This window comes from Nonomuraea sp. NPDC049714, assembly GCF_044465295.1.
In the GTDB taxonomy this organism is placed as follows: Bacteria; Actinomycetota; Actinomycetes; order Streptosporangiales; family Streptosporangiaceae; genus Nonomuraea.
The window spans coordinates 359,188-381,628 of sequence record NZ_JBITLM010000009.1 but is presented as its reverse complement, the minus strand read 5'-3'; the positions used below and the strand labels follow the sequence as shown (position 1 = coordinate 381,628).

Annotated in this window: 17 protein-coding genes; 11 read left to right on the top strand and 6 right to left on the bottom strand. The window is 71.9% G+C overall.

What is annotated here, in order from left to right:
• Positions 1-34 precede the first annotated feature (34 nt).
• Both ACIBQX_RS33135 and ACIBQX_RS33130 read right to left on the bottom strand, forming a co-directional pair.
• Entirely contained in the window at positions 35-694 is a 660-nt protein-coding gene (locus tag ACIBQX_RS33135) for a TetR/AcrR family transcriptional regulator (RefSeq protein WP_397011498.1), read from the bottom strand.
• A gap of 40 nt (positions 695-734) precedes the next feature.
• Positions 735-3,803, bottom strand: coding sequence for a BTAD domain-containing putative transcriptional regulator (locus tag ACIBQX_RS33130; protein ID WP_397011496.1), 3,069 nt, complete (start codon positions 3,801-3,803; stop codon positions 735-737).
• A 236-nt stretch (positions 3,804-4,039) separates the two neighbouring features.
• Here ACIBQX_RS33130 and ACIBQX_RS33125 point away from each other — a divergent pair, with 236 nt between their 5' ends.
• A complete protein-coding gene (locus ACIBQX_RS33125; protein ID WP_397011494.1) occupies positions 4,040-5,239 on the top strand; it encodes a cytochrome P450 in 1,200 nt (399 codons plus the stop codon).
• On the opposite strand, the gene ACIBQX_RS33120 is transcribed toward ACIBQX_RS33125, so the two are convergent.
• Positions 5,223-6,155 (bottom strand): substrate-binding domain-containing protein, encoded by a 933-nt coding sequence (locus tag ACIBQX_RS33120; protein WP_397011492.1) that lies wholly within the window; start codon positions 6,153-6,155, stop codon positions 5,223-5,225. The two genes, ACIBQX_RS33125 and ACIBQX_RS33120, sit on opposite strands and share 17 nt — an antisense overlap.
• 55 nt (positions 6,156-6,210) lie before the next feature.
• Here ACIBQX_RS33120 and ACIBQX_RS33115 point away from each other — a divergent pair, with 55 nt between their 5' ends.
• The 10 genes from ACIBQX_RS33115 to ACIBQX_RS33070 all read left to right on the top strand — a co-directional run bounded on the left by ACIBQX_RS33115 (position 6,211) and on the right by ACIBQX_RS33070 (position 19,758).
• A complete protein-coding gene (locus tag ACIBQX_RS33115; protein WP_397011490.1) occupies positions 6,211-7,065 on the top strand; it encodes a substrate-binding domain-containing protein in 855 nt (284 codons plus the stop codon).
• A 10-nt stretch (positions 7,066-7,075) separates the two neighbouring features.
• On the top strand, positions 7,076-7,777 hold the full coding sequence (locus ACIBQX_RS33110) for an ABC transporter permease (protein WP_397011488.1): 702 nt from the start codon (positions 7,076-7,078) through the stop codon (positions 7,775-7,777).
• Entirely contained in the window at positions 7,774-8,829 is a 1,056-nt protein-coding gene (locus ACIBQX_RS33105; RefSeq protein ID WP_397011486.1) for an ABC transporter ATP-binding protein, read from the top strand. The genes ACIBQX_RS33110 and ACIBQX_RS33105 overlap by 4 nt, the downstream gene beginning before the upstream one ends.
• Positions 8,830-8,861: 32 nt before the next feature.
• Positions 8,862-9,707 carry an NTP transferase domain-containing protein gene (locus ACIBQX_RS33100; RefSeq protein WP_397011484.1) on the top strand — a complete coding sequence of 282 codons (846 nt, stop codon included), beginning with the start codon at positions 8,862-8,864 and terminating at the stop codon, positions 9,705-9,707.
• Positions 9,708-9,724: 17 nt separating this feature from the next.
• Positions 9,725-11,527, top strand: a complete 1,803-nt coding sequence (locus ACIBQX_RS33095; protein ID WP_397011482.1) for an aldehyde ferredoxin oxidoreductase family protein — start codon at positions 9,725-9,727, stop codon at positions 11,525-11,527.
• Between the two features lie 80 nt (positions 11,528-11,607).
• Positions 11,608-14,571 carry a formate dehydrogenase subunit alpha gene (gene fdhF, locus ACIBQX_RS33090; protein WP_397011480.1) on the top strand — a complete coding sequence of 988 codons (2,964 nt, stop codon included), beginning with the start codon at positions 11,608-11,610 and terminating at the stop codon, positions 14,569-14,571.
• The gene (locus ACIBQX_RS33085; RefSeq protein ID WP_397011478.1) at positions 14,572-16,317 is read left to right on the top strand and encodes an NAD(P)H-dependent oxidoreductase subunit E; all 1,746 of its coding nucleotides are present in this window, start codon (positions 14,572-14,574) and stop codon (positions 16,315-16,317) included. It abuts the gene before it with no gap.
• Positions 16,314-17,534: a gephyrin-like molybdotransferase Glp gene (glp, locus tag ACIBQX_RS33080; RefSeq protein ID WP_397011476.1), complete on the top strand. Its 1,221-nt coding sequence runs from the start codon at positions 16,314-16,316 to the stop codon at positions 17,532-17,534. Before ACIBQX_RS33085 ends, glp begins: the two co-directional genes overlap by 4 nt.
• Positions 17,531-19,450, top strand: a complete 1,920-nt coding sequence (locus ACIBQX_RS33075; protein ID WP_397011474.1) for a molybdopterin biosynthesis protein — start codon at positions 17,531-17,533, stop codon at positions 19,448-19,450. The genes glp and ACIBQX_RS33075 overlap by 4 nt, the downstream gene beginning before the upstream one ends.
• Positions 19,451-19,506: 56 nt before the next feature.
• A complete protein-coding gene (locus tag ACIBQX_RS33070; protein ID WP_397011472.1) occupies positions 19,507-19,758 on the top strand; it encodes a hypothetical protein in 252 nt (83 codons plus the stop codon).
• A 102-nt stretch (positions 19,759-19,860) separates the two neighbouring features.
• Here ACIBQX_RS33070 and ACIBQX_RS33065 read toward each other — a convergent pair whose 3' ends face one another.
• The 3 genes from ACIBQX_RS33065 to ACIBQX_RS33055 form a co-directional block, all read right to left on the bottom strand.
• A complete protein-coding gene (locus ACIBQX_RS33065; RefSeq protein ID WP_397011470.1) occupies positions 19,861-21,006 on the bottom strand; it encodes an RNA polymerase sigma factor in 1,146 nt (381 codons plus the stop codon).
• Positions 21,007-21,010: 4 nt separating this feature from the next.
• Positions 21,011-21,418, bottom strand: coding sequence for a YciI family protein (locus tag ACIBQX_RS33060; RefSeq protein ID WP_397011468.1), 408 nt, complete (start codon positions 21,416-21,418; stop codon positions 21,011-21,013).
• Positions 21,419-21,534: 116 nt separating this feature from the next.
• A complete protein-coding gene (locus ACIBQX_RS33055; protein WP_397011466.1) occupies positions 21,535-22,362 on the bottom strand; it encodes an SDR family NAD(P)-dependent oxidoreductase in 828 nt (275 codons plus the stop codon).
• Between the last annotated feature and the right edge of the window lie 79 nt (positions 22,363-22,441).

Sequence of the window (22,441 nt, the reverse complement as noted above, 5' to 3'; positions counted from 1 at the left end):
TTGTCAACCGGCAATTCAGGACGCGCGGCGCGGCCTACCGGGCGACCAGCTTGAGCGCCAGGCCGGCGTAGAACTCACCGAGCTCCTCCGGCGAGTCGGAACCGTCGAGCCGGTACCAGCGGACCAGGTCGATGCTCAACGAGAGCATCGCGCGCGTGACCCGCGCGACGTCGACCTGCGCGAACGACCCGTCGGCGACCCCGCGCCCGACCACGCCGCGGATGTACCCGTTGGTCTGGTGGCGCAGCTCCACGATCTCGCCGTAGTGCTCGGCCGTGAGACCGTTCAGCGCCATCTGGCAGACCCGCGCGGCCACGTGGTGGCGGGCATGCCACACGGTGTACGCCGAGACGATGGCGCGCAGCCGATCCGCCGAGCTCTCCACGGCCAGGATGGCCGGGTCCCGGACGTGCGCCAGGACTCGCTCGTGGCCGACCCGGATGATCTCGAACAGGACCAGTTCCTTCGAGGGGAAGTGGACGTAGAGGGCAGCCGGGCTGAGCCCGACGCCCTCGGCGATGTCGCGCGTGGTCGTGGCGTGGAACCCGTTCGCGGCGAAGCAGCGCACCGCCGACGACAGCAGGCCGCGCTGCACCTTCCCCAGATCTTCTCTCCAGAGATCGGGGGAGTGGTCCCGCAGCCGGGGATCGTCCGCCATTTCCTGTGCGGTGAATCGGGCCTGCCGCCTGGCCATCCGTGCCCCTTCGACTGCGCGTGCATGGTATCGATGCCGTTCACGAAGCGAGGGTGATCTCGGCCAGCTCGCGCCAATCCTGCCGCTGCCCGGCACGGGTCGCCTCGGTGAACGCGGTTTCGCCGAGGCGCTTCCGCGCGTCCGCGGCGATCCTGGAAGCGTCCGGGTGCGAACGGTCCGGTGTGCCGCGCACGCTGTCGCTCGCCGCCAGCAATCGTACGGCCTGCTCGTCCTGTCCCTGGCGCAGCGCGAGATCCGCGATGCCGATCAACATCTCGGCGATCAGCGGCGGATACGTCATCTCCACGGCCGCGCGGAACGCCTCGGTCCGGTGCGCGCGGGCCTGGTCGAGATCCTCGGCGAGGTATCCGTACAGGTCCATGGCCCTGGCCCGGGACAAGTCACTCATTCCCTCCTCGCCCAGCATCGCCCGCACCGTGGCCAGGTGCTGGTGTGCCTGGTCCGGCTCGCCGCGCCGGCGCGCCAGCTGCGCCTTCGCGACCACCAGCTCGGCGAGCGTGTCCGGCCAGGTGATCCCGTCCGCGCACCGCTGCGCCTCGGCCATGGCCTCGGTGCTGGCTCGCTCATCACCGAGCAGCCAGTACAGCTGCGCCTGCCGCGCCCGCAGGGAGATGGCGTCCTCGCTCGCGCCCACCTCGACCAGCGCCGTGGCCGCCTCTTCGTAGTGCTCGCACGCGCGGGCGAGCTCGCCGCGCATGGCGAGCCGATCGGCCAGGAAGGCCAGTGCCGACGAGATCCCCCACCGGTCACCCAGCGTGCGGAACTCGGCGAGGGCGATCTCGATGTCGGCGTCCACGTCGGTCTCGTCGCCGCCGAGTGTGAGCCGCAGCCGGCCACGACTGAGCCGGGCCTGCGCGCGTACCCAGGTGTCGTCGTCGGCGATGAGCGGTTCGAACACGGGCAGGAAGTCCGTTGGCTCCCGCAGCATCCGCTCCCACAGCGCGACGAACCCGAGCATCGGGTGGCGATACCCGCTGCGCTGGACGAACCGGTGCGCCTCGATGATCCACTCCTGCGCCTGATACTGATCGCGGCCGGGCCCGGAGGTCATGAACACCGTCACGATGGTGTACGCCATCGCCCGCACCTCATCGGGCACCTCACCCTTCAGCGAGGCCGCCGCGATGCTCAACTCGGTGCCCTCGGCCCGGTGCCCGCTCAGGAACCAGTACCAGCCCGCCGCCCCGACCAGCCGCATCGCCTCCTCGGCCCATCCCTCGGCGATCGCCCCGCGCAGGGCCGCACCGATGTTGTCGTGCTCGGCCGAGAGCGTGGCCAGCCACTCCAGCTGCTCGGCCCGGCGCAGGTACGGCTCGGCCGTCTCCGCCAGCTCGACGAAGTAGGCGAGGTGCGCCCGGCGGGCCGGCTCCTCTTCCCCGGCCTCGGCGAGCCGGTAGGCCGCGTACTCCCTGATGGTGTTGAGCATCCGGTAGCGGGGCGTGCCCTCGCCGTCGGCGAGCAGCAGCGACTTCTCGATCAACGCGGTCAGCAGGTCGAGCACCTGCTCCCCGGCGAACGCCTCGTCCCCGCAGACCTGTTCGGCCGCCTCCAGGCTCACCCCGCCGGAGAACACCGAGAGCCGCCGCAGCACGCCGCGTTCGGCCTCGGACAGCAGATCCCAGCTCCAGTCCACGACCGCGCGCAGCGTCTTGTGCCGGGGCAGTGCCGTACGGCTGCCGCCGGTCAGCAGCCGGAACCGGTCATCGAGCCGGCGGGCCAGCTGATCGACGGACATGGTGCGCAGCCGTGCCGCGGCCAGTTCGATCGCCAGCGGCATCCCGTCGAGCGCCCGGCAGATCCGCGCCATGGCCGACAAGGTGTCCGCGTCGGAGCCGATGTCCTTGCGTACCATGTCCGCGCGGTCCCGCAGCAGTCGCACCGCGGGCGAGGACCCGGCGTCGGCGGGGTCCGCTTCCTTCGCGGGCAGCCCGAGCGGCTCGACCTGCCACAGCACCTCCCCGGTGATGCCGAGCGGTTCCCTGCTCGTGGCCAGGATGCGCAGGCTACGGCACTCGCCCAGAAGCCGATCCGCGAAAGCCGCGGCCGCCTCGACCAGATGCTCGCAGTTGTCCAGGATCAGCAGGATCGACCGCTCCCGGACGGCGGCGATGAGCCGGTCCATCGGCTCCCCGCCCCGCGCGTCACCGAGCAACGGCTGGTCACGCAGGCCGAGCGCGGTGAGTGCGGCCTGCGCCGGCTCACCGCCCGCCTGCACCGAGGCCAGCTCGACCAGCCACGCCCCGTCCGGCAGCTCGGTGAGCATCGTCCGCGCGGCCTCCGCGGCCAGCCTGGTCTTGCCGGAGCCACCCCCTCCCGTCAAGGTGACCAGCCGGTGATTGATGACCAGACCGGCGACCGCGCCGACGTCGCCGTCCTTGCCGACGAAACTCGTCAGCTCGGCGCGCAGGTTCGTCCTGCGGCTCTCCGCCCGCTCGCCGAGCTCGCCACGGAGCAACGCGGTGTGCAGCGCGGAGAGCTCGGCCGACGGATCGGCGCCCAGCTCCTCGGCGAGCAGCTCGCGCGTCCGCTGGTAGAGGGTCAACGCCTCGTTGCCACGCCCCGCCTCGGCGAGCGCTCGCATCAGGGCCGCCACGAAACCCTCCCGCAGCGGGTACGTGGCGACCAGCTCGGTCAGCTCGGACACCAGTTCCGAGCCGCGGCCGAGGCGGATATCCGCGTCCACCCGATCCCCGAGCGCGGCGACGTGCAGCTCGTCCAGCCGCGCGACGGTGGCGTCGAAGGCCTCGCTGTCGCGCTGTGCGATGTCCGCCATGGCCGTGCCGCGCCACAATGCCAGGGCCGAGCGCAGCAGATCGGCCCGCGCCGCAGGCTCGGCGGTCCGGGCCTGACCCACCAGGTGCTCGAACCGGTACACGTCCACGGCGTCGGGAGCCACGGCCAGCCGGTACCCGCCGGAGTCCGCCTCGATCACACCGTCCGGCAACACCCTGCGCAGCCTGGACACCAACGCCTGCAAGGCATTCACCTCGTCCGCGGGCGGCTGTTGCCCCCAGATCCAGTCCACCAGCCTCGCCCGCGTGACGCTTCGGCCCGGTTCGAGGGCGAGTGCGGCGAGCAGCGCGCGCAATCGAACCCCCGGAACCTCCACTACGGCCCCATCGGGGTTCCGGACCTCGAACGGTCCCAGCAATCCAACTCGCACAGGGGCAATTGTGCCGAATAGTGATGACCAGCCGCGACTGCCCGCGTTTCGCGCTCAACGCCGGGCCGTCGTCGTGTCAGCGCGGTAACAGCCCGGTGTCAGGGCGACCGGCGATGGTGAATGCCAACGAACCACCGCGAATGGAACCCAGGGGAGTGACCATGGAACACACCGTCACGACAATGCCGACCGCGCGTCAGTCCGGCTGTCCCTTCGACCCGCCCAAGGAGCTGATCGAGGCGCGCGAGCACGGCCCGATCAGCCGCTATCCCTTCCCGGACGGGCACCAGGGCTGGCTGGTCACCGGCTACGACCTGGTCCGGTCGGTCCTGGCCGACCCGCGGTTCAGCTCCCGCAAGGAGTTCATGCGCCATCACCCGACCATCGACATGGGCGACTTCGAGGTCCCGCCGGCGCCGCCCGGTGAGTTCCTGCTGATGGACGACCCCGAGCACAGCCGCTACCGCAAACCGCTGGTGGGCAAGTTCACCGTACGGCGGATGCGGCTGCTGACCGAGCGCGTCGAGCAGGTCACCGCCGAGCACCTGGACGCCATGGAGAAGGCCGGGCCGTCGGCCGACCTGGTGACCGCGTTCGCCAAGCCCATCCCCGCCATCGTCATCTGCGAGCTGCTGGGCGTGCCGTACGAGGACCGGGGCTCCTTCCAGGACAACATCGACAAGTTCCTCGGCGGAGAGGTCGGCGACGAGGAGCTGATCGCGGCCTACACCGCCACTCAGCAGTACCTCGCCGAGCTGGTGGCCGCCAAGCGCGCCCATCCCACGGACGACGTGCTCAGCGACCTGCTCGACAGCGACCTCACCGATGAGGAACTGCAGGGGATGGCCCTGATCCTGCTGTCGGCCGGGTTCGACACGACCGCGAACATGCTCGCGCTGGGCACCTTCGCCCTGCTGCAGAACCCGGAGCAGCTGGCCGCGCTGCGCGCCGACCCCACGCTCACCGACGGGGCCGTGGAGGAGCTGATGCGGTACCTGACCGTCGCCAAGATGTTCATGAGGACGGCGCTGGAGGACGTCGAGCTGGGCGGCCGGACCATCAAGGCCGGCACCACGGTCATCCTGTCCTACAACACCGCCAACCGTGACCCCGAGCGCTTCACCGACCCCCACACGCTCAACGTGCGCAGGCAGGACGGCGGCCACCTGGCCTTCGGCCACGGCATCCACCAGTGCCTGGGCCAGCAGCTGGCCCGCGTCGAGATGCGGGTCGCCTTCCCGGCCCTGCTCAACCGCTTCCCCACCCTGCGCCTGGCCGTACCCGCCGAAGAGGTCGCCCTGCGCCCGGAGGCCGCCGACATCTACGGGGTCAAGAGCCTCCCGGTCACCTGGGACGCGTGAGCTTCGGGAGTTCCGTGACGTCGCCGGACCGGGAGGTGTCGTAGCCGCCCAGCGCGGAGATCCTGTCGCGCAGGGCCCGCGTGCGCAGCGCGGCGATGAGATGAGCAGCCGGGTCGAGGGCGTTCCTGAGCAGCCCGATGTCGAAGTCCTCCCAGGTCAGGGGGATGAATTCGAGGTCCAGGTCGGTCGCGGCGGCGCGGACGCCGAGGCCGGCGTCGACGGTGCCGGTCGCGACCGCCAGGCCGACCTCGAGATGGGTGCCGACCTGAGGGCCCCGGAGGTTGTCGGGGTCGTGGCCGGCGTCGAGGAGCAGCCGGTCCAGCAGGATGCGGGTCCCGGTGCCCGGAGGCCGGGTGCAGATCCGTCGCCCGGCGAGGTCGGCGATGCCGGTGATGCGGTGGGGGTTGCCCGGCAGCACGATCAGCCCTTGTTCGCGCCGCCAGAGGTGGATCAGGTGCGGTTCCAGGCCGCGTAGCATGCCGAGCGCGAAAGGCGCGTTGTAGACGCCGGTGTGGTGCAGCAGATGGATCGCGGCGCCGTCCGCGTGCCCCTGGCGCACCGCACCGAGGCCGGCGACGCTGCCCTCGCGGGTGACGATGCGCAGCTTTCCGTGCAGCGCGCCGGCGAGGAGGTCGAGGGCGGGATCGTCGCTGCCGGCGAGGGTGAAGACGGAGTCCTCGTGCAGGAACCGCCGGGCGGTGAGCGCGGCGCCGGGGGCCACGCGCGCACGGCGACGGTCGGCCAGTTCGAGCACGCCGGCGTCGGCCAGCCGGCGCTGCGCCCGGCTGACGGTGGAGGCGGTGGTGTGCCACTGCTGCGCGAGTTCGCGAACCCCCGGCAGCTCGTCTCCAGGATGGAGCGTCCCCGCGCTGATCCGCTGGGCGAGGTCGGTGCAAATTTCCCGATATCGGGTCACGTTTCCACAACCTACCCTTGCACTGTTCTGAAGTAGCACAGATAGGGTCACAGCCATGCGGAGAAGGCTCGTGATCGTTTTCGTGTCAGCGGTGGCCTTACTGGCCGGCTGTGGGACCGGCGAACCTGCGTCGACCCCCTCGGCGGAGAAGTCGCTGATCCTGGCCACCACGACCAGCACCCAGGACAGCGGGCTGCTCGACGAGCTGCTGCCGGTGTTCACCCGCGACAGCGGCTGGCAGGTCAAGACGGTGGCGGTCGGCAGCGGGCAGGCCATCGAGATGGGCCGTCGCGGCGAGGCGGACGCGCTGCTGGTGCATTCCCCCGCGGCGGAGGAGAAGTTCGTGGCCGAGGGCGGCGCCGGCTCGCGACGGCTGGTGATGCACAACGACTTCGTGCTGCTCGGTCCCAAGGCCGACCCGGCCGAGATACGCGGCACGACCAGCGCGGAGGCGATGAAGAAGATCGCGGCCGCAGAGGCGGTGTTCGTCTCCCGGGGCGACGAGTCGGGTACGCACGCCAAGGAGCAGGGCCTCTGGTCCACGGCCGGGGTTACCCCGGGCGGATCCTGGTATCAGTCCACCGGGCAGGGCATGGGCGCTACCCTGCGGGTCGCCAGTGAGAAGGCCGCCTACACCCTGTCGGACCGGGCCACCTATCTCACCCAGCGCGGCACCCTGGCGCTGGAAGTGCTCAGCGAGGGCGACGCGGGCCTGCTGAACGTCTACCACGTCATCGAGATCACCAAGAAGGCGGGCGATCGGGTTCGGCCCGACGGCGCGAAGGCGTTCGCCGACTGGATCGTCGCCCCGCCCGCGCAGCGGCTCATCGGCGAGTTCGGGAAAGCGAAGTTCGGCCGGCCGTTGTTCACCCCGGACGCCGGCGCGGACGAAGCCCAGCTGGGTCAGTGAGCACGACTCGATGGACGTGCTGCGCGACGGGCTGATGGACGCGATCGGACTGCTGGTCTCCGGGGATCAGGACAGCTGGTCGATCATCGCGCTGACCCTGCGGATCTCGCTGACCGCGACCGCGATCGCCCTGCTGGTGGGCTTGCCGCTGGGCGCGATCGTGGCGCTGGCACGCTTCCCGGGCCGGCGGATCGTCCTGGCGGCGGCCAACACGGGGATGGGCCTGCCGCCGGTGGTGGTCGGCCTGTTCGTCACCGTGCTGCTGTGGCGCAGCGGGCCGCTGGGCGGGCTCGGCCTGCTCTACACCCCGACTGCGATGATCATCGCCCAGGCGGCGATCGCCACCCCGATCGTGGTCGCACTGGTCGCGGCCGCACTGCAACAGGTCGATCCCGACTTCCGGGTGCAGATGCGGGCCCTGGGAGCGACGCCGATCCGGGCGTTCGCGGCGTTGCTGGGTGAGGCCAGATTGCCGCTGCTGGCCGGGGCGATGGCCGCGTTCGGGGCCGTGGTGAGTGAGGTCGGGGCCGCGCAGATGGTCGGGGGCAACCTGGCAGGACAGACCCGGGTGCTGACCACCGCCGCGGTGCTGGCCACCAGTCAGGGCCGGTTCGCGCTGTCGATCGCGTTCGGCCTGATCCTGCTGCTGATCGCGTTCGGGGTGAACCTGTCGCTGACCCTGATCCAGCAGCGGGGGGCAGTGACACGGTGAGTGACGCCGTGAGCGCCGGGATCGGCTGCCGGGACCTGCGCGTGCACGCCGGCGGCAGGGAACTGCTCAGCGTGCCGGAGTTGTCCGTCGCGGCGGGACGCACGCTGGCCGTGCTGGGCCCCAACGGCGCCGGCAAGTCCACCCTGCTGCGCGCGCTGGGCCTGCTCAGCGGCCACCGGGTCAGCGGGCAGATCTTGCTCGACGGGCGTCCCGCGACGCGGTCACTGATGCGCCACGCGCTCGCGGCCGTGCTGCAACGGCCGATCCTGCGCCGTGGCACGGTGGCCGACAACGTGATCAGTGGACTGCGCTTCCGCGGTATGAGCCGCCGCGAGGCCCGTATCGAGGCATGGCCGTGGATCGAGGCGCTCGGCCTCGGACCTCTCGTCGGCCGGGACGCCCGCAGCCTGTCCATCGGCGAGGCGCAGCGGGTGAGCATCACCCGCGCGCTCGCGGTCGGGCCCCGGGTGCTGCTGCTCGACGAGCCGTTCAGCGGGCTGGACGGCACCACCCGCGCCGACCTGCTCGCCGACCTGCGCGCCGCGCTGACCGGGCGGCCCACCGCCACGATCCTGGTCACCCACGACCGGCAGGAGGCCCTCGCCCTGGCCGAGGACACCGCGCTGCTGATCGACGGGCGGATCCGCCAGCACGGCACGACCGCCGAGGTGCTGGACCACCCCAGCGACACCGACACGGCCCGGCTGCTCGGCTACACCAACCTCCTGCCGCCATCCCTCACCGGCCGCGCGCACACCCTCGTGGCCAGGCCCGAGCACACCCGGCTGGTCCTTGATCCTTTCGACAACCACCCGGCCGATGACGTACGGCCGGTGATCGGGACGTTGCGCCGGACGGTCGCGCTCGGCAGCGTCACCCGTGTCGACGTCGACACCCCCACCGGCCCGCTGACCTGCCTGCACGCCGGCGACGTGCTCGCCACCGAGCTGCCCCCGATCGGCAGCGAGGTCCACGTCAGGATCCGGCACGCGCGGTCGTTGGCCACCGCCGCTGAGCCGGGCCGCCCGGTTGGGCGACCGGCCCCGTCGTGAGCGCGTTCCACGGTGTGGCCTACCATGCGGGCATGCAGACTGCTGCGGGCGTCGTCCTGGCGGGCGGGCGCTCCACGCGGATGGGGCAGCCGAAGGCCTGGCTGGAGTGGCACGGTTCGACCTTGCTGTATCGGGCCGCCGCGGTTCTCGCCAGGACGGTCGACGGTCCGGTCGTCGTGGTGGCCGCCCCCGGGCAGGAGCTCCCGCCGCTGCCCTCGGGGGTCTCGGTGGTCGAGGATCCCGTGGAAGGACTGGGCCCCATGCAGGGGCTGGCCGTGGGGCTCGCGGCGGTGGCCGACCGGGCCGAGACGGCGTTCGTGTGCTCCACCGACATGCCGTTCCTGCATCCGGCCTTCGTCCGCCGTGTCCTGCGCGCCCTGCCCCCCGGAACGGACGTCGCGTTGCCGGTGGCCCGGGGCTTCCGGCAGCCGCTGGCCGCCGGCTACCGGACCGCCCTGGCCGGACTGATCACCGATCTCCTGGCGGCGGGCGACCTCCGGCCGGGCATGATCTTCAAGCACTGTGCGGTGGCCCGGCTGAGCGACGAGGAGCTGCTGGCGGACGCCGAGCTCGGCCGGCACGACCCGACGCTGGAGTCCGTGGTGAACGTCAACTCCCCGGACGACTACGCGGAAGCCCGGGACCGGTTGCCGCCGGAGGTGACGGTGGAGTGTTTCGGCGCGCTGGCGAGGAACGGCGGCCATCGGCCTCGTGGGGTCCGGGCCGCCACGCTCGGGGCGGCGGCCGCCTCGGCCGGGCTGGCCCTGAACCGTCACGTGGTGGCCGCGCTCAACGGCGACCAGGTCACCCGGGACGAGTCGTTGCCGCTGGTGGCCGGGGACACTGTCGCCTTCCTGTCCGCGGACGCCGGCGGTTGAGGTCGTAAGGTCGGGACATGGTGCCTGGTGGATTCTTCGGACGCGCGCTCCTCGTAGAGGTCGTCGGCAAGCAGGCGAGCAGCGCCCCCTACGAGCTGAACGAGCAGGTGTTGCGGTCCTACCTGGGCGGAGTGGGCCTCGGCACGTGGTTGATGCACCGGCTGGCGCCCCCCGGGGTCGATCCACTGGCTCCGGAGGCGCCGCTGGCCTTCGTCTTCTCCTCGCTGGTCGGCACCCCGTTGACGACCAGCGCGAAGTTCGCGGTGGTGGCCAAGTCGCCGCTGACCGGACTGCTGACCGACGCCCTCGCCTCCAGCCAGTTCGCCATCGCCGGCAAGCTGACCGGGCATGACGCGATCGTGATCCGCGGCCGTGCCGACGAGCTCTCGGTGCTGCTGATCGACGGCGACGGCGTACGTCTCGAACCGGCTCCCGAGCTCGCCGGGCTGAGCGCGGCCGAGGCGGAGACCGCGGCGAAGGAGCGGTTCGGCCGCACCTGGCGGACCGCGGCCATCGGCCCGGCAGGCGAGCGCCAGGTCAGCTACGCGACCATCAGCCATGACGGCCGCCACGCCGGCCGGGGCGGCCTGGGCGCGACGATGGGCGCCAAGAACATCAAGGCCGTGCTGGTCAGGGCGGCGACGAAGGTGTCGGTCGCGGACCAGCCCGGGGTCCTCGCCGCCGCCCGGGACCTGCGCCGGCGCAGTTTCGGCCCGGCCACCGCGAAATACCGGGAGCTGGGCACGCTGGCCAACCTGCTGGCCTTCAACGCCGTCAGCACCCTGCCCACCCGCAACTTCACCGCGGCGACCTTCGAGGGCGCGCCCCGGCTGGCCGCCGAGGAGCTGCACGAGCTGCGCGGGGTGGCGCGCAACAGCTGCGCGTCGTGCTCCATCGGCTGCGAGCACATCTACTCGCGCAAGGGCGGCGGCAGCCAGCGGATGGAGTACGAGAACGTCTTCGCGCTCGGCCCGCTGTGCGGCGTGTCCGACCCGGACGAGGTGTTCGCCGCCAGCGCGCGCTGTGACGAGCTGGGCATCGACACCATCTCGGCGGGCGGCACCATCGCGTGGGCGATGGAGTGCGTCGAACGCGGCCTGCTCGACGAGCCGTGGCTGCGGTTCGGCGACGGTGCGGCGCTGTTACGGGCACTGGACGCGATCGGGGAGCGGTCGCCGGGCCTGGGGGAGTTGCTCGCGCAGGGCTCCCGCCGGGCCGCCGGCGTGGTCGGGCACGCCTCGATCGACTTCGCGCCGCAGGTCAAGGGGCTGGAGCTGCCCGGTTACGAGCCGCGCAGCCTGCAGGCGATGGCGCTCGGGCTCGCGGTGAACGCCAGGGGAGCCGACCACAACCGGTCCGGCGCCTACGAGGCCGATCTGTCGGGTGAGCTCGACCGGCTGGCCGGCGGCGCGGCCCATGTCGCCGCCGCGGTCGACACCGAGGACCGCGCCGCGGTCATGGACTCGATGATCCTCTGCAAGTTCCTGCGCGGCGTCTTCGACGACCCCTTCACCGAGTGGGCCAAGCTGCTCACGCTGGTCACCGGATGGCAGCTGGACGCCGCCGAGCTGCGGGACACCGCCCGGCGGATCGTCCAGGCCAAGCGCGCGTTCAACATGCGCGAGGGCGCCACCGCGGCCGACGACACGCTGCCGGCCCGGATGCTGGAAACGCCGCTGGAGCTCGGCTCCGGCCGTAGCGCGTCACTGGACGCGGGCCGCCTGCAGTCGATGATCGCCGGTTACTACGTCGTGCGCGGACTGGACGAGGAAGGGCGCGTCACTGCGGCGGACCTCGCCGGTCTGCTGCTCGACGCGTAGAGCGCCATGCGGTGGAAGGGTGACGGCCAGGTCTTGCAAAAGGGACAAATTGCAGTGCAATACTGTATGCCGTATTCTGTATGCTACTTCACTGCTCGACTGACGAGGTTGAGATGACGATGCTCGGCGAGCCGGAGACGGCCGTACGGACTGTGACTGTCGAGATCGATGGGCGTGCTGTTACCGTCCCGGACGGCACCAGCATTTACGATGCCGCGAAACTAGTAGATGTAGACATTCCGGTGTTGTGTCACAACGAGCGTTACGACCCCGTCGGGGTCTGCCGCATGTGCGTGGTGGACACGGGCGGGCGGGCCTTCGCCGCCGCGTGCGTGCGCCCCTGCGAGGAAGGCATGCAGGTCAAGACCAGCACCCCCGAGCTGGAGCGTAACCGGGCCACCCTGACCGAGCTGCTGATCTCCGACCAGCCACCGCGCGCCGAGGATCCGAAACAGACGACCACCGGCGACAACCTGCTCCTCGACCTCGCCGATCGGTTCGACGTGGCCAAGGAGACGACCGACCTGCCGTGCGGCTCGGGCCGGGGCCTGGACATCTCCAACCCGGTGATCGCGGTCGACCACGACGCGTGCATCCTCTGCGACCGCTGCGTCCGCGCGTGTGACGACATCCAGGGCAACGACGTCATCGGCCGCTCGGGCAAGGGCTACTCGACCAAGATCGCCTTCGACCTTGACGACCCGATGGGCGCCAGCTCCTGCGTGACCTGCGGTGAGTGCGTGCAGGCCTGTCCCACCGGCGCCCTGACCAACAAGGCGATCAACGACATCCCCATCCGGCCCCGTGAGGAGCTGGACGCGGTCGACAGCGTGTGTCCGTACTGCGGCGTCGGCTGTGCTCTCACCTACTACGTCGACCGGTCGCGCGGCGCGATCGCGTACGCGGAAGGCCGCGACCAGCCGGGCTCGCAGAGCCGGCTGTGCGTCAAGGGGCGGTACGGCTGGGACTACGCGGCGTCGCCGCAGCGCCTGACCGTGCCCCTGATCCGGGTCGAGTCGTCCTACCCCAAGGGCCCGCTGTCGGCTGATGTGCGCGGCGACCGCGGCGCTGGTGGCGCCGGTGGCCGCAGCGCCAAGCTGAGCAAGAACGGCAAGGACGGCCGGCGCAAGCCCGGCGGCCTGGTCGACTACGACGAGGTGCTGCCGCACTTCCGCGAGGCCACCTGGGAGGAGGCGCTCGACCTCGTCGCCCGGCGGCTCAAGGAGATCCACGCGGAGCAGGGCGCCGGCGCCATCGCGGGGTTCGGCTCCGCGAAGTGCTCCAACGAGGAGGCGTACCTCTTCCAGAAGCTGATCCGGGCCGGCTTCGGCACCAACAACGTCGACCACTGCACCCGGCTCTGCCACGCCTCGTCGGTGACCGCGCTGTTCGAGGGCGTCGGCTCCGGCGCGGTGTCGACCACGTACGGCGACGTCGCCAACGCCGACGTCGTGATCATCACCGGGTCGAACCCGACGGCGAACCACCCCGTCGCCAGCTCCTTCTTCAAGCAGGCCCGCCGGCGCGGCACGAAGATCATCTATGTCGACCCGCGCGCCAGCACCGTGTCCGAGCACGCCGACTATCACTGCCAGGTCAAGCCCGGCACCGACGTGGCGTTCTACAACGCGATCATGCACGAGGTGATCCGGCTCAACCTGATCGACCTGGAGTTCATCAAGGCCAGGGTGTCCAACTTCGAGGAACTGGTCCGCACGGTCAACGAATACCCACCGGAGCGCGCAGCGCAGATCACCGGCGTCGACGCGGACCTGATCCGGGAGGTCGCGCGGGTCTGGGGCGAGGCCGATGCCGGCGTCATCTACTGGGGCATGGGCATCTCCCAGCACACCACCGGCACCGACAACGCCCGCTGCCTGATCGCGCTCTGCTCGATCACCGGCAACGTGGGCAGGCCGGGGACCGGTCTGCACCCGCTGCGCGGGCAGAACAACGTCCAGGGCGCCTCCGACGCCGGGCTGGTCCCCATGTTCTATCCCGACTACCAGGGCGTCGACCTGGACGGCACCCGCCGGCGGTTCGAGGAGGCCTGGGGCACGGAGCTCGACCCCAACCGCGGGCTCACCGTCACCGAGATCATCGGCTCGGTGCTCAAGCCCGGCGGCGTGCGCGGCATGTACATGCTGGGCGAGAACCCGTTCCTGTCCGACCCCAACATCAACAAGGTGCGCAAGGCGCTGTCGCAGCTGGACTTCCTGGTGGTGCAGGACATCTTCCTGACCGAGACCGCGGAGTTCGCCGACGTCATCCTGCCGGCGTCGTCCTACCTGGAGAAGGACGGGAGCTACACCAACACCGACCGCCGCGTGCAGCTGGGCCGCAAGGTGATGGACCCGCCGGGCCAGGCCCGGGTGGACTGGGAGATCATCCAGGATCTCGCCCAGCGGATCGGACTGGACTGGTCGTACTCCTCGCCCAGCGAGGTGTTCGACGAGATGGTCGCGCTCATGCCCTCGTACGCGAACCTGCGTCACGACAACCTCGGGCTGAGCGGGAAGCTCTACCCCAACGACGACCCCGAGCACTCCGACGGGACGGTGGTGCTGTTCGACGAGCGGTTCAACACCGACGACGGACTCGCCCACCTGGTCCCCGCGCAGTGGCTGCCGGCCAAGGAGCTGCCGGACGCGGAGTACCCGCTCGTGCTCAACACCGGGCGGCTGCTCGAACACTGGCACACCGGGTCGATGACCCGGCGATCGTTCGCGCTGGACACCATCTCGCCGATCGCCGAGGTGTACATGCACCCCAAGGACGCCGCCGAGCGTGGGCTGTCGCACGGCCAGAAGGCCCGGGTGCGGTCCCGGCGCGGGCACATCGAGCTGCAGGTACGCATCTCCCACCGCGAGCAGCTGGGCAACTGCTTCATCCCGTTCCATTTCCGGGAGGCGGCGGCGAACCTGCTGACGATCGACGAGATCGACCCCTACGGCAAGATCCCCGAGTTCAAGTTCTGCGCGATTCAGGTCGAGGCGTTGGGCGTGGCAGACGCGGAGCCCCTCAGCAGCATGGGAAGTGTCTAAATGACTCTGAGTTTCGAGCTGGGACGTCCCCGGGTGCCCGGTGTGGAGGCACGAGCCGGGAAGTTCCCCGGGCCGTCGCTGATCCCGGCGCTCAACGCCATCCAGGCGCGGCTGGGCTGGTTGCCGCGCGAGGATCTTGAGGAGCTGGCCCGCACCATGCGGCGGCCGCTCTACGAGATCGAGGGCCTCGTCTCGTTCTACCCGCACTTCCGTACGACTCCGCCCGCCAAGGTGGCCGTCAACGTCTGCCACGACCTGTCGTGCTGGCTGCGCTCCGCCGACGACCGGATCGCCGAGGTACGCGACCGTTACGGCGACGACACCGAGATCGAGCTCGTCGAGGTGTCCTGCCTGGGCCGCTGCGACGCCGCCCCGGCGCTGGCCGTCAACGAGCACCCCGCGCCGGTCGCCGACGTCGACGCGCTCGTGGTCGCCGCGCGGGAGGAGGAGCTCGGCGAGGCGACGGTGACGCCCCGCGCCGAGCCGTGGCCGAACGACCCGTACCCGGCCGGTTCGGACGTCTCCACCCGGTACGCGAGCCTGCGCGCGCTGCTGGCCGGCGAGCTGAGCGCGGAGAGCGTGGTGGCCACGCTGGAAGCCTCCGGGCTGCGGGGCATGGGCGGCGCGGGGTTCCCCACGGGCAGGAAGTGGGGCCTGGTCGCCTCCGCCGAGCCGGGCAGCGTCAAATACGCGATCTGCAACGCCGACGAGTCCGAGCCGGGCACGTTCAAGGACCGTCAGATCCTCACCGACCAGCCGCACCTGGTGATCGAGGGCCTTCTGCTCGGTATGGCCGTGGTCGGGGCCGAGCAGGGCTGGATCTTCATCAGGCACGAGTACGGTCCCGAGGAGCGGGTGCTGCGCGCGGAGATCGCGGCACTGCGCGAGGCCGGCCTGATCGGCGAGAACGCCTGCGGCAGCGGCCGCCGCCTGGATCTCGACATCTTCGTCTCGCCCGGCGGCTACATCCTCGGCGAGGAGACCGCGCTGCTGGAGTGCATGGAGGGCCACCGCGGCGAGCCGCGCAACAAGCCGCCCTTCCCGGGCAACTACGGGCTGCACGGCCGCCCCACGTTGATCAACTCGGTGGAGACCTTCGCCGACGTGCCGGTGATCCTGCAGCGCGGCGCCGACTGGTGGGCCGAGCAGGGCGAGGGCGACTCCGTCGGCTGGAAGTTCTTCGCCGTGTCCGGGCACGTGGAGAACCCCGGCGTGTACTGCGTGCCGATGGGCACCACGGTGCGCGCCCTGATCGACATCGCCGGCGGCGTGCTCGGCGGCGCCCAGGTCGGCGCCGTGCAGCCGGGCGGCGCGTCCTCCAACTTCATCGGCCCCGACAAGCTGGACCTGGCGCTGGACTTCGGGACGCTCGCCGAGGCCGGGACCATGCTCGGCTCCGGCGCCCTGGTGGTGCTCGCCGAGGGCACCGACCTGCTGGCCGCCTCGACGAACGTGCTGCGCTTCTTCCGCAACGAGTCGTGCGGCAAGTGCGTGCCCTGCCGGGTCGGCTCCACCAAGGCCCACGACGTGCTGCGCGGCGCACTGGACTCGGGGTCCGCCACCCTCGATGACGCGCAGCGGGGCCGGATCCTGCAGTTGGAGGAGACCATGCGCAAGACGTCGATCTGCGGGCTCGGGCAGGTCGCCCTGGGCCCGGTGGTGTCCGTGCTCGGGCTGAACAAGGGCGCCGCGGCAGCGCGTCCGCAGCCCCGGCCCGAAGGCTCGACGGAGCAACCGGACCGTTGACCGGCAAGGAGTTCTTCACCGCCCGTACCCTCGCCGAGGTCCGGTCCGGATTCCGGCCCGCGCGTCGCACGCCGGTGGAGCGCGTCCCGTTGTCCGCGGCGCTGCACCGGGTGCCCGCCGCGGACATCACGGCACCCGCCGCCCTGCCCGGCTTCGCCCGGTCCACCGTGGACGGCTTCGCGGTCCGGGCGATGGACACCTACGGCGCCTCCGACGGGCTGCCGTCCTACCTCGACCTGCTCGGCGCGGTGCGGATGGGCGCCGAGCCCACCGTGGCGGTCCGGGCCGGCGGATGCGTCGCGATGCCGACCGGAGGAGTGCTTCCGGCCGGCGCCGACGCGGTGGTCATGGTCGAGTACACCGCGGAGACGATGCCGGGCACGATCGAGGTGACCCGGCCCGTCGCACCGGGCGGCGGCCTCGTCCGCGCCGACGAGGACGTGGCCGGCGGCGGCGTCCTGGCACCCGGCGGTCGGCCGTTGCGCGCCCCCGACCTGGGCTTCCTCGCCGCCGCCGGGGTGACCACGGTCGCCGTGCACCGCCGCCCCCGAGTGGCGATCATCTCCACCGGAGACGAGGTGGTGCCACCCGGCACCGTGGAGCTCGCCCCCGGGCAGGTGCGCGACGCCACCGCCTCCGCGCTGGCGGGGCTGGTCGCCGACGCGGGCGGCGAGCCGGTGATCGCCGGCATCGTCCCGGACGAGCCGGGCGCGCTCAAGGACCGGCTGACCGCGGTCCTGGCCGAGTCCGACCTGGTGGTCGTGTCGGCGGGCTCGTCGGTCGGCGCGAGGGACGAGACGGCGGGCGCGGTCGCCGCCATCGGCGAGGTCTGGTGCCACGGGATCGCCATCAAGCCGGGCAAGCCCACGCTGCTGGCGGAGTGCTCCGGGATCCCGCTCATCGGGCTGCCGGGCAACCCGCTGTCCGCGTTGGTGGTGTTCGGGCAGGTCGGGGTACCGTTGCTGTGGCGCCTCGCCGGGTGCGAGGCCCCGCCACCGCAGCCGGGCACCCGCGCGCGGCTGTCGCGTGACCTGGCCTCGGCGGCCGGCCGGCTCGACGTGGTCCAGGTCCGGGTCCGGGACGGCGTGGCGGAGCCGCTCTTCGGCCCGTCGGCGCTGCTGTCGGTGCTGACCCGCGCCGACGGATACGTGATCGTGCCCGAACCGGCCACCGGGCTGGACGCGGGCACCGAGGTAGAGGTCGTCCTGTACCGATGAGCGCAGAAAGTCCCTTCGTCTCCGACGTCCCCGCGGCGCAGGCCCTCGCCGTCTGGCGCGAGGCACGTGCCGCGGCAGGGTGCCCCGCCCGGGTCGGCCCGGTCCGGGTACCGGTGGCCGCCGCCGTGGGGCGGGTGACGGCCGAGCCGGTGTGGGCGCTGCGGTCCTCGCCCGCCTTCGACTCCGCCGCCATGGACGGCATCGCCGTACGGGCCGCCGACACCGTCGGCGCGGCCGAGACCAGCCCGGTGCTCCTCGCCGCAGGCGACTTCGACGTCGTCGACACCGGCGACCCGCTGCCCGACGGATACGACGCCGTGGTCATGCGTGAGCACGTGCACCGCACCCCCGACGGGGAGGCCGAGCTCCGCGCCGCCGTACCGCCCTACCAGCACGTTCGCTCCATCGGGGAGGACATCAGCGCCGGCGAGCTGCTGCTCCCGGAAGGCCACCGGCTGCGCCCCGTCGACGTCGCCGCCTGCGCCGCGGCGGGAGCGGCCGAGCTCGGCGTCCGCCGCGCGCCGCGCGTGGTGATCGTGCCGACCGGCGACGAGATCCGCCCGATCGGCGCGGAGCTCGCCCCCGGCGACATCCTCGACACGAACTCGATGATGCTGGCCGCCCAGGCCCGGGAGGCCGGGTGCGAGGCCCGCGTCACCGAGATCGTTCCCGACGACCCCGAGGCCATCGCCGCGACGCTCCGCGAGGCCACCCGCGACGCCGATCTCGTCCTGCTCATCGCGGGCTCCAGCGCGGGGCGGGACGACTACACCGCCCGTGTGGTCGCCGAGGCCGGCGTCGTCGCGGTCCACGGCGTCGCCGTGCGCCCCGGCCATCCCGTCGTCCTCGGCGCGGTCGCGGCGACGCCCGTGATCGGCGTTCCCGGCTACCCGGTGTCGGCGGCGCTGACCTTCGACATCTTCGCCGCGCCGATGCTCGCCGAGCTGGAGGGCGCCGCGCCACGCGAACGCCCGTCGGCCACCGCGCACCTGGCCAGGAAGCTGCCGTCCGCCATCGGCATGGACGACTGGGTACGGGTGCGCCTCGGGCGGGTGGAGGACCGGCTCGTCGCCACCCCGCTGCCACGGGGCGCCGGCGTGCTCACCTCACTCGTCCGCGCCGACGGCCTGCTCGTCGTGCCCTCCGGGGTGGAGGGCCACCACGCCGGGGAGGAGGTCCGGGTCGAGCTGCTGCGCGGCCTGTCCGAGATCGGCCGGACCATCGTCGCGATCGGCTCGCACGACCTGGTGCTCGACCTCGCGGCCTCCGCCCTGCGCGCGGCGGACCCGCTGATCACCCTGGCGTCCTCGAACGTCGGCTCGCTGGGCGGCCTCGTGGCGCTGCGCGACGGCCTGTGCCACCTGGCCGGCTCGCACCTGCTGGACCCGGCCACCGGCGAGTACACGCTGCCGTACGTGGACAGGCTGCTGGGCGCGGACGCCGACATCGCGGTGGTCCGGCTGGTCCACCGCGACCAGGGGCTGCTCGTCGCTCCCGGCAACCCGCTCGACCTGGCCGGCATCAAGGACCTGACCAGGCCCGACCTGCGCTACGTGAACCGGCAGCGCGGCGCCGGCACGCGGGCCCTGCTGGACCACGAACTGGCCGGCCTCGGCATCGACCCGAGCGAGATAGCCGGTTACTCCCGCGAGGAGCACACCCACCTGGCGGTGGCGGCGGCGGTGGCCGCGGGGCGCGCGGACACCGGCCTGGGGATTCTCGCCGCCGCCCGGGCCTTCGGTCTCGACTTCGTCCCGGTGGCCCAGGAGCCGTACGACCTGGTGATGCGTACCGGCGCGCTGTCGGAGGAGTCGCTGGCCCCGCTGTGGGCACTCCTGGAGCGACCGGACTTCCGGGCCGAGGTGGAGGCGCTGGGTGGCTACTCCTGCGCCGAGACGGGACGCCGCATTCGCTGACCGGAGCGCAGGAAGGGGGCATTGCCCGCGCCTAAATCGTTAGTTAACTTTCTTGTATGAAAATGCGCCTCTCCGCTGCGCTCGCCCTGACCGCGGCCGCCCTCGTCGCCGCGTCCACGGTCGCTTCCCCCGCCCTGGCCACCTCCACCGCCTACGTCAAGCAGGCCAGCTACGGCTGGCCCGACCAGTGCCAATGGTTCGGCAACCAAGGGCAGGTCAACCACGCCTGGAGCTCGTACTACTGCGAGACCGTCATCCCGACCAACTGGACCTCACCCGGCCTCTATCACCTGTGGGTGCAGTCCTGACATGGCGTCTCTCCCGGTTCCGGGAGCCGGGGGACCCTGGGCGACCAGGCGTACCTCTGGGCAGGGGAAGGCGCGGCGGGGGGCGTCTTCGCCCGCTTCGGCTCAACCGCGCGGTCGCGCGTTGAGTCGTGCGGCCTGTCGCATGAGATGCTCGCATTCGGCGAGGCTGGGGGCCGATCGGGCGGCTTCGGCGTAGAGCCGGGCCGCGGTCGCCAGGTCGCCATCGCGCTCGTGCAGGTACGCCGCGACGGCGGTGTGGCGGGGCAGAGCCGGGTCGAGCTCCGCCAGGGCGGCCAGGCCGGCTCGCGGGCCGTCGGCCTCGCCGACCGCGACGGCCCGGTTGAGGCGGGCCACCGGGCTGCCGGTGAGGCGCACCAGCTCGTCGTACCACTCGACGATCTGCACCCAGTCGGTCTCCTCGGCCGTCTGGGCGTCGGCGTGGAGCGCGGCGATGGCGGCATGGGCCTGGAACTCGCCCAGGCGGTCGCGGGCGAGGGCCGCCTGGAGCACGTCCACGCCCTCGGCGATCATGCGGGTGTCCCACAGGCCGCGGTCCTGCTCGGCCAGGGGCACGAGCCGGCCGCCGGGGCCCATCCGTGCCGGACGCCGCGCGTGGTGCAGCAGCATGAGCGCGAGCAGGCCCGCGACCTCCTCATGGTCGATCTCGGCCGCCAGCCGGCGAGTGAGCCGGATCGCCTCGCCGGCGAGGTCGACGTCGCCGGAGTAGCCCTCGTTGAAGACCAGGTAGAGCACGCGCAGCACCGTGGCGACGTCACCGGGCTGGTCGAACCGGACGCCCGAGACGGTCCGCTTGGCCCTGCTGATCCGCTGGGCCATGGTCGCCTCCGGCACGAGGTACGCCTGCGCGATCTGCCGTGTGGTCAGGCCGCCGACCGCGCGCAGCGTGAGCGCGACGGCCGACGCCGGTGTCAGGGACGGGTGCGCGCACAGGAAGTACAGCTGGAGCGTGTCGTCCACCGTCTCGCCCGGACCGGGCAGGGGCTCGCCTTCGACGCGCACCTCGCGATGCCGCCGGGAGGCGTCGGCGCGGGCGGCGTCGAGGAACTTGCGCCAGGCCACCGTGACCAGCCAGCCCTGGGGGTCCCGCGGCGGGTGGTCCGGCCACCCGCGCACGGCCTCGATCAGGGCTTCCTGTACGGCATCCTCGGCCGCCGCGAAGTCGGCGCCGCGACGGACGAGGATGCTGATCACGGTGGGGGTGAGGGCTCGCAGGAGGGCCTCGTCCACCGTGTCACTCCGTGATGGTCGGGTGCGCGGTCAGGAACGGGCGCACCTCGAGCCACTCGTGGATCGGCTTCCCGCCCGCACCGGGCGCCGCGGACAGCTCGCCGGCCAGTTCGAGCGCCCGCTCGTAGGTCTCGACGTCGATCACCATCCAGCCGGCGATCAGGTCCTTGGTCTCCGCGAACGGGCCGTCGGTGATCGGCGGCCGCCCCTCGCCGTCGTAGCGGACGAACGTGCCCTCCGGGGAGAGCGCCTGACCGTCGACGAACTCGCCGGTGGCCTCAAGCCGGTCGGCGAAGTCCTGCATGTACTGGACATGAGCCGAAACCTCCTCCGGCGTCCACCGGTCCATCGGCACGTCGTTGACCGCCGCCGGCGCGCCCCGGTAGTGCTTGAGCAACAGGTACTTGGCCATCGTCTTCTCCTCGGTGCGGTACGGCCATTGTGGCCGTGTTCACCCCGGGGACGAAGCAAGGCGCGGGTTCTCGACATCCCGCCGGGACTTTTTCCGGCGAATTTTCGAGGACCCGATCAGCGGAACGCGGCAAGCGAGACCGGCTGCCATTTCCGCCAGGTGGCGAGCCGTTCCTCGTGCTCGGCCGCGACCGGCTCGTACGACTTGCCGAAGAAGATCCGTGCCGGTGGGTCGTCGGTGTCGGCCAGCTGCAGGATCGGCCCGCGCGTCGCCTTCGGGTCGCCCAGCTCCCACTCGATCTCGGTGGCCGCGCGGACCCCGGCGTAGTCGGGGTGTTCGGCGCTGGCGCGGAGGCTGCCGCCCCCGAAGTCGGTCGTGTACGGGCCCGGCTCCAGGCAGATCACGTCGATGCCGAAGGTTGCGACCTCCTTGCGCAGCGACTCCGACAGCCCTTCCACCGCCCACTTGGAGGCATGGTAGGCGCCGATGCCAGGGTAGGCCCGGACGCCGCCCTCGCTGGTGACCTGGATGATCCGGCCGTGGCCCTGCGCGCGCAGCACGGGCAGGACCGCCTGCGTCACCCACAGCGTGCCGAAGAAGTTGGCCTCCAGCTGGGCGCGGATCTCGGCCTCGGTCAGCTCCTCGACCATGCCGAAGTGACCGTACCCCGCGTTGTTGACCACCACGTCCAGCGTGCCGAAGTGCTCGGCCGCCTGGCGCACGGTGGCGAACACGGCCGCGCGGTCGGTGACGTCGAGCCGCAGGGGGAGCACGGCGTCGCCGTACTTCTCGATGAGGGGACGCAGGTGGTCGAGGTCGCGCGCGGTGGCGGCGACCCGGTCGCCCCGATCGAGCGCGGCCTCCGCCCACTCGCGGCCGAACCCCTTCGATGTGCCGGTGATGAACCACGTCTTGGACACCGTCTTGGACACCGTCTTGGACATCGTCTTCATCTCTCTCCCGTCGATACCTGCCACCATAACAGTAGTACGGAATGTATTTATTTCATGGGTGGTACTCTTG

Excerpts from the sequence above, each read along its gene's own strand:
- ACIBQX_RS33055 (WP_397011466.1), bottom strand. The coding sequence starts at position 22,362 with ATGTCCAAGACGGTGTCCAAGACGGTGTCCAAGACGTGGTTCATCACC.
- ACIBQX_RS33095 (WP_397011482.1), top strand. The coding sequence starts at position 9,725 with ATGGTGCCTGGTGGATTCTTCGGACGCGCGCTCCTCGTAGAGGTCGTC.
- ACIBQX_RS33060 (WP_397011468.1), bottom strand. The coding sequence starts at position 21,418 with ATGGCCAAGTACCTGTTGCTCAAGCACTACCGGGGCGCGCCGGCGGCG.
- ACIBQX_RS33135 (WP_397011498.1), bottom strand. The coding sequence starts at position 694 with ATGGCCAGGCGGCAGGCCCGATTCACCGCACAGGAAATGGCGGACGAT.
- ACIBQX_RS33075 (WP_397011474.1), top strand. The coding sequence starts at position 17,531 with ATGAGCGCAGAAAGTCCCTTCGTCTCCGACGTCCCCGCGGCGCAGGCC.
- ACIBQX_RS33070 (WP_397011472.1), top strand. The coding sequence starts at position 19,507 with ATGAAAATGCGCCTCTCCGCTGCGCTCGCCCTGACCGCGGCCGCCCTC.
- ACIBQX_RS33125 (WP_397011494.1), top strand. The coding sequence starts at position 4,040 with ATGGAACACACCGTCACGACAATGCCGACCGCGCGTCAGTCCGGCTGT.
- ACIBQX_RS33100 (WP_397011484.1), top strand. The coding sequence starts at position 8,862 with ATGCAGACTGCTGCGGGCGTCGTCCTGGCGGGCGGGCGCTCCACGCGG.
- ACIBQX_RS33115 (WP_397011490.1), top strand. The coding sequence starts at position 6,211 with ATGCGGAGAAGGCTCGTGATCGTTTTCGTGTCAGCGGTGGCCTTACTG.
- fdhF (WP_397011480.1), top strand. The coding sequence starts at position 11,608 with ATGCTACTTCACTGCTCGACTGACGAGGTTGAGATGACGATGCTCGGC.
- ACIBQX_RS33110 (WP_397011488.1), top strand. The coding sequence starts at position 7,076 with ATGGACGTGCTGCGCGACGGGCTGATGGACGCGATCGGACTGCTGGTC.
- ACIBQX_RS33085 (WP_397011478.1), top strand. The coding sequence starts at position 14,572 with ATGACTCTGAGTTTCGAGCTGGGACGTCCCCGGGTGCCCGGTGTGGAG.